Raw genomic sequence first — 1,446 nt, forward strand, 5'->3', positions numbered from 1 at the left:
GGCAAGGGGCTCGGGAAAACCACGGGGTGGGTGCATCGCGCCGAGCTCGACGCCGGCGGCGTCCGCAAGTACACCGGAGTGAGCTACGTGAAGGTCGACGACGACGGGCTGCACATTCTCGATTCCCACGGCCAAGCCCGGGTGGTCGAGGTCGACTCGATCGTCGTATGCGCCGGCCAGGAGTCGGTGCGCGATCTCGCGGATGAGCTATCCAGAATGCACGGTGCCGCAGATGCCCGCGGCGGCGCCGTGGCCGGACCTCGAGTGCACGTGATCGGCGGGGCGGACGTGGCTGCTGAGCTGGATGCCAAGCGGGCGATCAAGCAGGGCGTCGAGCTCGCGGCAGCCCTCTGACCCCACGGAGTTCCCGGTATACGCCCCGGAAGTTCTGCGGCGAAGGGGTGTTCGGCCACTCTCCGGGAGCCCTGCCGCTCAGGGCCAGTGCCAGTGCCAGTGCCAGTGCCGGCGCGACTCAATTCTTCCGAAGAGGAGAGGCCAGGTGCCGGCCTTTCAGGTCCCCGGGAGCTCAGGCTGGTGCGGAGGATGCGGCGGCAGCGGCGCGCACCTCGCGGCGGCGGTCCACCACCGCGACCGCCAACGCCACCGCGGCGAGCAGTGCGATCAGCCCGATCGAGGACCGGAAGGCCAGCACCCAGTCGCCGGACGTCGCAACGATCCAGAACAGCACGCCCGGAACGATCGCGGTGCCGACCGCAGTGCCCATGCGCTGGCCCAGCGAGATGATGCTGCCCGCGACGCCGCCGAACTCCGGGTTCACCGCGCGCAGCGTGAGGGTCTGGTTGGGGGAGATGGTCATGCCCTGGGCGATCCCCACCATCGCTGCGGGCACCATGAAGAACAGGTAGTTCAGGTCGCCGGAGTCCACGAATCCGGCCAGCACGATGAACGTGAGCAGAGCCGTGATGGTCAGCGAGAAGCCGGCGATCACCATCCGCCGTCCGGCCCTCAGCACGAACCGGCCCGCCACCTGTGCCGACACCGCCGCGCAGATGGAGGCGGGCAGGCTGATCCACGCCGAGTCGATGGGCGCGTACCCGAGATGGAACTGCAGGTAGATCGGCATGACGATCCACAGGCTGGTGCCGCCCACAAAATAGATGGACACGATCATCATGCCGTTGCGGAACGCCGTGTCCCGGAAGATTTCCGGGTTCACCAGCGGCTCGCTGCCGATGCGCTCGTAGCGGCGCTCCCACCACACGAACGCGGCCATGAACCCCAGCCCCACGGGCACGAGCAGCCACATCAACGCGCTGTCGCCGCCCGAGAGGAACGGCAGCATCAGCGACAGCACCGCCACGCCGAGCAGCACGATGCCGACCGGGTCGAGGTCGAGCCGCGCCCGCCGGCGACGTGGGGGCGTGGCGGGCAGCGCAGCGCCACCGGACGCCGCGACCCCCGCCGCGCGAACGGCATTGTCGGCGG

At 69.6% G+C, this 1,446-nt stretch carries 1 protein-coding gene and 1 pseudogene; one reads left to right on the forward strand and one right to left on the reverse strand.

Features of this window, described 5'->3' with window-relative positions; translation table 11 throughout:
• Nucleotides 1-354, forward strand: a pseudogene (locus G6016_RS10345) (NADPH-dependent 2,4-dienoyl-CoA reductase); the annotation flags it as partial.
• Between the two features lie 172 nt (nucleotides 355-526).
• Here the strand turns inward: G6016_RS10345 and G6016_RS10350 are convergent.
• On the reverse strand, nucleotides 527-1,446 hold a 920-nt coding region (locus G6016_RS10350), incomplete at its 5' end, for an MFS transporter (protein WP_182632578.1).

Source organism: Dietzia aerolata (assembly GCF_014144865.1).
In the GTDB taxonomy this organism is placed as follows: domain Bacteria; phylum Actinomycetota; class Actinomycetes; order Mycobacteriales; family Mycobacteriaceae; genus Dietzia; species Dietzia aerolata.